The following is an 8670-nucleotide window of genomic DNA, read 5'->3' on the forward strand; positions in this document are numbered from 1 at the left end:
CCAAGTTTTTTTATTTCTTTTGTCGCTTTCTGCGTTGTTGCTATCGGCGACTTGTTCTATATTACACCTCTATACCCCAATCGTCAATACCTTTTATGCTTTTTATTTAATAAATTATAAAAGAGATTGAACACTCTTAATCTAATCCATTCCTAGAGATTCTTAAACTTGCATAGGACGATTGTAGTCAAGTTGATAATCGACAGTTCACACTATCCCGCTTAATACTAATAATTTTCTAAAGAATGAATGTTAGACCAAGTAAATATATATTAAGGATAGCGTTATTATTATTATTATTATACATCCCAGCTAAAACCACCATCTCTTTCTTCCCTCTTATCTCTAGAAGATTATAAACAAAACACTTCACTTATCTTCTTTACATTTACTAAATCGATGAGGATCTCAAGTAATCTAATAAACTTAGGAGGCGTTATGAAATGCATGGTAATAAGAAGATAATTTATGTATCCCATGATGCCCATTTCCACGGAGCACAGCTGCTTTCTTTACATACTATTAAAGCTCTTAAAGAAAACTTTGATTACTCCGTCGCAATTATCTCTATTGGAACAGGCATTTTAATCCGTGAGTTCCAACAATATGGTCCTGTTTATTGCCTAGAGGAAGACTACCCAACAGACGAAAAGGTCGAATTATTAATAAAGAAATTATTATCACAAGACTACACCATTGCTATATGCAGTACTATCATAAGTGGAGATATGGTTGCATTACTAGCTAGACACAATATAAAAGTTATTTTCATTAATACATGAATTACCTCATTTAATACAGCAGTACTCTGCCGAAGAAAAAGCAAAAAACATTGCTGAATTTGCTTACAAAATTGTCTTCCCTTCACAGTACGTATATGAAAAGTTTTGTACAATTACCCAATTAGATCATCAAAAATGCCACATTCTCCCGCAAGGTTTATTTAACCACAACCCTTATAAGAACAATATTACAGAAGCTAAAAATGAATTGCGCAAAAGACTCAACCTGCCTCTAGATAGCAAAATTATTTTGGGTGTAGGTTTCGCTGATCATCGAAAAGGGATAGATTTATTCTCATTTATTGCTTACTCAGTAAGAAAGATTAATACGAACATTCATTTCATTTGGGTAGGACAAACGGATATTCGCTTCATGGATACTATATCACCTAAATATAAAGCCCATTTCACATTAGTCGATCCTACTCCAGATATCGGCTTATATAACGCCGGGTCTGATTTATATTTATTAACCTCAAGGGAAGATCCTTTTCCAAATGTTGTTTTAGAAGCATTAGATACAAAGGTTCCTGTTATAGGATTTAAAAATGCTGGAGGTTTTGAGGATGTTGTTACAGAAAAGACTGGCGCCTTAGTAGATTTTTTAAATTTACCAAAAATGCTAGAAAGAATATATGAATTTATTGAAGATGAAGAATTACGGTTACAAAAAGGTACCTTTGGCCAAAAACTTATTGAAAAGAATTTCAATTTCCTTAATTACATTTATCAATTACTAGATCTTCTCGAAAATAACTACAAAAAGATTAGTGTAATTATACCGAACTATAATTATGAAAAATATTTACCTGTCCGAGTCAAATCAATATTAAACCAAACCTACCCCCTTTACGAACTAATCTTCCTAGACGATGCCTCTACTGATAAAAGTGTACCAACATTTGAAAAGCTGCTCTCACAAGAAAATAAGACACATCTGAAAGTTCAACATATTATTAATGATAAAAACTCTGGTTCTGTATTTAAACAATGGATAAAGGGAATCTCTGCAGCAACCGGTGATTACATTTGGATCGCAGAGGCCGATGACTTATGTGATAAGACATTTTTACAAGAAGTGATACAAGGATTTCATATAAATACTAACGTTACCTTAGGCTACACACAATCAAAACAAATAGACGAACAAGGAAATGTAGTGGTTGATCATTATTTAGATTACACAAATGATATCGATAAAGAAAAATGGAAAACCCCTTATTTCCGAAAAGACATAGATGAAATACAAGATACGTTACTTATTAAAAACACCATACCTAATGTCTCAAGTGTAGTTTTTAAAAACATAGATATTAAACAAACAGAAAAACAATTAGAAAAGTTTAAAATAGCTGGTGATTGGTTTTTCTATGTTTCCATTCTTCAAGAAGGCAATATTTACTTCAATCCAAAATCACTAAACTATCATAGACGACATACAAATAGTGTAACGAGAACAGAAGATTCATATTCCCATTACAATGAAGTTGTACAAATGCAGAATTTCATTAAAGAGAACTTTACTATTGACGACATTTCTAAAATGAAAATATATACATATAGAAAGTACCTTAAAGCATATTTGAATATTTAAGCGTATATTTTCTTCATCATCAGTATCTCTTGTAAGATACTACTATTATTTAGGAGGAATACTCTTTGAAAGAATTTATAGAAGGAAATAAAGATTTAATTTCTCAAATCGCAAACACCTACAATGTAAATGCAAGTATCCATCCAGAGGATCATATCTTTCAATTCATTATCACTAATCCAGTCTTCCCTTCTAAAAGAGAAGCGATAGATTATTATTTTAAAGATGGGCAAAACTCAGCTCAAATACTCTTAGACTTAATTACTGCCTTTTCCCCTCCTAAAGACAATCCAATTAAATTATTAGAATTCGCATCCGGATACGGCTGCGTAACACGTCATTTATTCAATCTACAAGCAAACTTGAGTATAACTGCTTGTGATATACACGAGGAGGCTATTACATTTATTGAAAACACATTAAATAATCCTTCTATATTATCTCATCCTGAGCCTGAACATTTAAAATTGGATTCCTCTAAGTATGATATTGTTTTTTGTCTATCCTTTTTTTCTCATATACCTGATACAACTTGGTTTCGTTGGCTTCAAACATTGTATAATGCTGTTTCACCTGGTGGTTTATTCATTTTCACAACCCATGGATATCAAAGTAAAAAATACTTCGGGTTTCCAAATTTAAACGAACAGGGATATTGGTTTCTCCCTTCTAGTGAGCAATTTGATTTAGACGTTAATGAATACGGGCAAACGATAGTTAGTCCATCTTACGTATGTGACAAAATTAAATTATTACCCTACAACCCAATCATCAAAAAATACACTGAAGGATTTTGGTGGGAACATCAAGACCTTTGGGTAATAGAAAAAGAAGTCAAATAAGAAAACAGGATTCACTCGTACATAAGTGAATCCTGTTTTCTATTACTTTTTACTATATAAGAACTCTTCAATCCATAGCTTATTTAATCTAATTCCATTTTTGAAATCTATTTTAGGTTCCCAATTAAATTCTTTTTTTACCTTATCTATATTTAAAATGATTTTTTGAACATTTTCTTGTTTTTGTTTATAACAGATAAAATCCACTTCTCTCTTTGTTATCTTCTCCAGCTCTACTATAATTCGTTTTAAAGAGAGACCTTTGCCACTTCCTATATTATATACACAAGATTTCAATCTATTTACTTGTGATAGTTTTATAGTGATTTCAACTAAGTCATCAATATAAATATAGTCTCTAATAATCTCTTGTGGATTCCCGTATATATTAATCCTCTCATTACTGAGATGCTGATACAAAAAACAATTTATTGCTCCGACTTTCTTTAAAGGATTTTGATATTTTCCATACGGATTAGAATATCTACATATAACATATTCTATTCCATATTTCTTCTTATAAAAATACAAATAATTTTCAAGTGAAACTTTTGTTATTCCATAAGGAGAAAGTGGTTTTAATGGGTGTTTCTCATCAATAGGTAAATATTCAGGTTCACCATAAACCGTCCCCCCAGAAGATGCTAATACGATTTTTTTAATATGAAAGTCTTTAACATTTTCCATGAAATTGAGAAAAAAAAGGCTACTTTTAATATCCCCGAAAATATTTTCAATTGAACTCGCTACATTAGACGTTGCAGCTAAATAAATAATAATATCTACATTCAATAAAGCTTTATATATATATCTTCAACATTCTCTAAATCACCTTTAATAAATTCAACTTCATTTATAATATTTTGAGGGAAATTATTTATATGTCTGGAAAATACTTTTACATTTTGACCCTGTTTCAATAAACCCAATGTGAGGTTGATACCAATGAAACTATTTCCACCTACTATTAAATAATTATTCTTCCTCATAATATCCTCTCTCTAGTAATAAAATTTTTACTCGTCACAACTAGAAATACAAATAAATGAACTTGATCATTCCTATTATTCATCCTTTTGTAATTGTATGCCCCTTATAAATTTTCATTATCTTTATTTTATATTTTCATTTTAAAATCGCTATCTCATCTAGGATGGCTGAAAAAACACTCATAATATTTACTCAACTCCATGAATATAGTGTATTAATAAAAAATCATCCTTCTCTTCCTATATTCTCACTCGTTTATCCCATTTAAAGAACCTTCTACATGCGCAAAACTCTCGAAAAAGGAGTACTAAACTCATGAAAAATATAAATCAAGAGCTTTTAAATCATGCAATTCTACATAAAGATAGAATTCCACATTTTCATAAAGATTTTCCCCTCATACTATTTTGGAGTCATAGAAGCGGATGTACCGCATTAGCTAATTGGTTCTTTTTTCAAATTGGGTTATTTACTGAAGCAAAGAAATACAATGATTTTATTCATTACTATGAGTTTTGGATATATAAAAACAAAATAAATTACATACGAGATTTAAAGAATGGTCTTCTAGAAGCAAAAAAAGATGTTTATAAACTCGTAAGAAACCCCTATACAAGGGCTGTCAGTTCATTTCTATTACTTGCTGACAATCCATATGCTAGCCCTCAATGGGAAAGTATTAGGCAGTGTTTTTATAATGATAAATATAGTAAGCAAGGGATATCCTTTAAACAATTTTTATATTACGTTCAAGCATTTGGTTCAAATTCCTTAGCACTAGATATACATTTCAGTCAGCAATACGTCCAAGGTGAAGAAACTTTAATCAAACGCTACATACCTTTAGAAAATTTTAATAAGCAAATTTCAAAAATAGAACAAGAATACGGTTTAATTAAATCCAACTTAGTGACCCTTACAAATTCAAATCATCATCGTGCCAAAAAAATGGTTTATACAGGAAACTATGCGGAAATTAGTATTACCGACGCAGCCTTTCCCAGATTCCCAACATATGAAAGCTTTTACGATAAAGAAACAATGGATTTAGTTACAGCGATATATGCAAAAGACTTTGAAATGTATCCATATACGGAAGGAATATTTTAAATCTATACTTCCTTAAATGAATAAAAGCAAATGTATCGCATAGCATAAAGTGAAACTTTAATTCGTGGGGTTTTCTCCCCACTGATTATTCCTCCCTACCAATTGCGCTTTTACAAATATGCCCCTCTCTTTGATTTCGCTGATTTTTGACGTGTGAGACTTACTACCCGTAACTAACGGGATAAATACATTGCATTTAACACAGGAGTGATGATTTGAAACACAATAATGGGTACTGCGTTATTTGCACGAAGGAAACTACATTTATAGAGCATAACGATTGGCTTAGAGATCATTACTTATGTTCTACATGCCACTCTATACCACGGCAACGAGCTTTAATTCATGTTTTAAATACGTTTTTTCCAAAATGGGGTTCATACAATATCCACGAATCCTCTCCTGGAGGAATTACAACTCAGCTACTAATAAAAAACTGTAAGAACTATACATATTCCCAATACTTTAAAAACTATCCTCTTGGTCAATACTTTCAAGGAATTAGATGCGAGAATTTAGAAGACATGACATTCCCAAATGAATCTTTTGATTTGTTCATTACTCAAGATGTTTTTGAACATGTACTGACGCCAAATAAAGCTTTTAAAGAAATAGCAAGAGTATTAAAGCCAGGCGGTTCTCATGTATTTACTGTCCCTTGGTACCATACACTCACAAAGACATTGCAACGAGCAAGAGTGGATAAAGAAGTGATTGAATATATTGAAGAGCCCATTTATCATGGCAATCCTATTGATGAGAACAGGTCTTTAGTAACATTTGATTTGGGGCAAGATATGATTGAATATATTTATACACATGCAAATATGTCTACCATTGTTTATTTACAAAAGGATAGATCACTAGGATTAGATGCTGAATTTTTACATGTTTTTATTAGTACAAAAAGCATGTAAATAATTTTTATCACTATATAATTCGGAGGTTTAACAAATGAATAAATTTAAGTTAGGAAGTGATTTCGATAACCTTGTTAGTCCACTATCTGATGTTGAACTTCTAAATCTATTTATACAAAGTTGCTCACAAACAACGATAAACGGCGTTTCCGTACCTACGTTCCCTCCCGAAGATATTCAAAAAACAATTTGTAGGTGCTCCCTATAAACACGCCCTATATGAAGCATATTTATTTTATGTTCTTATACAAAGATATGCTAAAAATTTAAGTGTTCCCTTGGATAAAGAAAGTAAAGTTTTAGACTTTGGCTGCGGTTGGGGACGAATTATACGTTTCTTTTTCAAAGATGTTCGTGATGAAAATTTACTTGGTATTGACGTAGACCCCGTAATGATTACTCTTTGTAATGAAACATTAGGAAGAGGTATATATAAAACTGCAAATCCACAACCTCCTGTAGAATTTATTAGTGACAATTCATTAGACATTATATTTGCCTATTCTGTATTCTCACATTTATCCGAAGAAACTGCAGAAAATTGGATAAAAGAATTTTCAAGAATTCTTCGTCCGGGTGGAATCTTCATCGCAACAACACAGGCACGATATTTTCTCGATTTTTGTCAGCAATTCAAAGAACATCCTGAATTAATTCAAACAGGATGGCATCAAACTTTATCACAAGCTTTTCCAGATATACACCGTGCCATCTCAGATTATGAAAACGGCCAGTTTGTCCATAGTCCCACCGGCGCAGGAGATGTTAGAACTAGTAGTTTTTACGGAGAAACAGTTATACCTATGACTTATATTAAAAATCATTATGAGAAGTATCTAAAGCTACGGGATTTTTTTGATGATGTAAACCGACTACCACAGGCCTTATTTGTTCTCCAAAAAGATTAACGCCTTTCGTTCATGGATGATACGCTAGATTTTCTTAGTTTCATGTTGAAAGACACCTTTTATTCCAGCCTTATACATCAGATTGCCCAAGACTCCCATATCCAAGGAAGCTATAAAAGTGCATCCAATACGAAGCATTGAAAAACAGTAAGCAAATAACATATCTCTTATTTCAAACTTAATCCACAAAATCAAAAGTAACTTCCCACCACTTGAATCATGAAGAATATAGGGGTGATATAACTTGAAAATAATCGCTTTTTACTTACCACAATTCCACCAAATAAAAGAAAATGATCGATGGTGGGGTAAGGGTTTTACTGAATGGAAAAATACTAAAAGTGCACGCCCTTTATTTTCAGGACATTATCAGCCTAGGGAACCTTATCAAGATTTTTATTATGACTTAACCAAACCATCCGTAAGAAAATGGCAAGCAGAAATCGCCAAAGCATACGGCATATATGGTTTTTGTTATTATCATTACTGGTTTAAAGGAAAAAGGCTATTAGAGACATCTTTTAATGAGGTACTTAAGATGAAAGAACCCGATTTTCCATTTTGCCTTTCTTGAGCAAATGAACCGTGGACAAAAACTTGGGATGGTCTTGATAGCGACATATTAATGCCTCAAGATTATGGAGAATTATTGGATTGGAAAGAACACTTTGAGTATTTATTACAAGCTTTCCAAGATGAGAGATATATTCGTATAGATGATAAACCACTATTCATTATTTATCGCCCAGGACATATTCCTGATTGTGAAAAAATGCTTAATTATTGGAATACACTAGCACGAGAACATGGTTTAAAAGGTATATACTTTGCAGAAACATTAAACAGCTTTCCACTCCCTAATATAAATGGATTTGATGCCAGCATTCAATTCGAACCTTTTTATACAATTGCTCATGATAGCTCTTCAGACATAAATAAGACAATATATGAGTCTGGTATGCACGTAAACGCTTGGGATTACGATAAAGTGTGGATGCACATATTAAAACGATCTCCTCCAAAGAAAAAAACATTTCCCGGTGCCTTTGTTGACTGGGATAACACTGCACGTCGCAAAGATTTAAATAGCAGCATTTTCATAGGTTCTACCCCTGGAAAATTCACAATATATTTAAGCAAGCAAATTCACCGTACGTACTCCCTTTATAACAGCCAGTTTTTATTTATTAATGCGTGGAATGAGTGGGCAGAAGGTACTTACTTAGAACCAGACAAAAAATATGGATTCGCCTATTTAGAAGGGGTTAAAGATGCAATCAATAGAGGCATGAAAGCATACAAAAAAGACGAGTCATTCTGACTCGTCTTAAAGTTGCTTGGCGACGTCCTACTCTCACAGGGACAAGGTCCCAACTACCATCGGCGCTAGAGAGCTTAACTTCCGTGTTCGGTATGGGAACGGGTGTGACCTCTCTGCCATCATCACCAAACTATTGAAGGTATATTCCTTCAAAACTAGATAACATTTGCTTCATATTATATGGTTAAGTCCTCGATCTATTA

Annotated in this window: 3 protein-coding genes, 1 rRNA gene and 4 pseudogenes; 6 read left to right on the top strand and 2 right to left on the bottom strand. The window is 32.5% G+C overall.

Annotation, left to right across the window (positions count from 1 at the left end):
* The first annotated feature begins 443 nt into the window (after nt 1-443).
* Together CQZ94_RS29260 and CQZ94_RS29265 are read left to right on the top strand one after the other, a co-directional pair.
* A pseudogene (locus CQZ94_RS29260) lies at nt 444-2376 on the top strand (glycosyltransferase).
* Between the two features lie 65 nt (nt 2377-2441).
* Nucleotides 2442-3218, top strand: coding sequence for a class I SAM-dependent methyltransferase (locus tag CQZ94_RS29265; protein WP_105588244.1), 777 nt, complete (start codon nt 2442-2444; stop codon nt 3216-3218).
* 42 nt (nt 3219-3260) lie between these two features.
* On the opposite strand, the pseudogene CQZ94_RS29270 reads toward CQZ94_RS29265, so the two are convergent.
* Nucleotides 3261-4207 (bottom strand): annotated as a pseudogene (locus CQZ94_RS29270) (NAD-dependent epimerase/dehydratase family protein).
* Between the two features lie 316 nt (nt 4208-4523).
* On the opposite strand from CQZ94_RS29270, the gene CQZ94_RS29275 reads away from it, so the two are divergent.
* The 4 genes and pseudogenes from CQZ94_RS29275 (at nt 4524) to CQZ94_RS29290 (ending at nt 8467) form a co-directional block, all read left to right on the top strand.
* A complete protein-coding gene (locus tag CQZ94_RS29275) occupies nt 4524-5318 on the top strand; it encodes a sulfotransferase family 2 domain-containing protein (protein ID WP_105588245.1) in 795 nt (264 codons plus the stop codon).
* A 215-nt stretch (nt 5319-5533) separates the two neighbouring features.
* Nucleotides 5534-6235, top strand: coding sequence for a class I SAM-dependent methyltransferase (locus CQZ94_RS29280; protein ID WP_105588246.1), 702 nt, complete (start codon nt 5534-5536; stop codon nt 6233-6235).
* Nucleotides 6236-6272: 37 nt separating this feature from the next.
* Nucleotides 6273-7146, top strand: a pseudogene (locus CQZ94_RS29285) (class I SAM-dependent methyltransferase).
* A 244-nt stretch (nt 7147-7390) separates the two neighbouring features.
* Nucleotides 7391-8467: pseudogene (locus tag CQZ94_RS29290) on the top strand (glycosyltransferase WbsX family protein).
* A 14-nt stretch (nt 8468-8481) separates the two neighbouring features.
* Here the strand turns inward: CQZ94_RS29290 and rrf are convergent.
* Nucleotides 8482-8597, bottom strand: a 5S ribosomal RNA gene (gene rrf / locus CQZ94_RS29295).
* Nucleotides 8598-8670 lie beyond the last annotated feature (73 nt).

Origin of the sequence: Bacillus sp. MYb209, assembly GCF_002975175.1 — a bacterium.
GTDB lineage: Bacteria > Bacillota > Bacilli > Bacillales > Bacillaceae_G > Bacillus_A.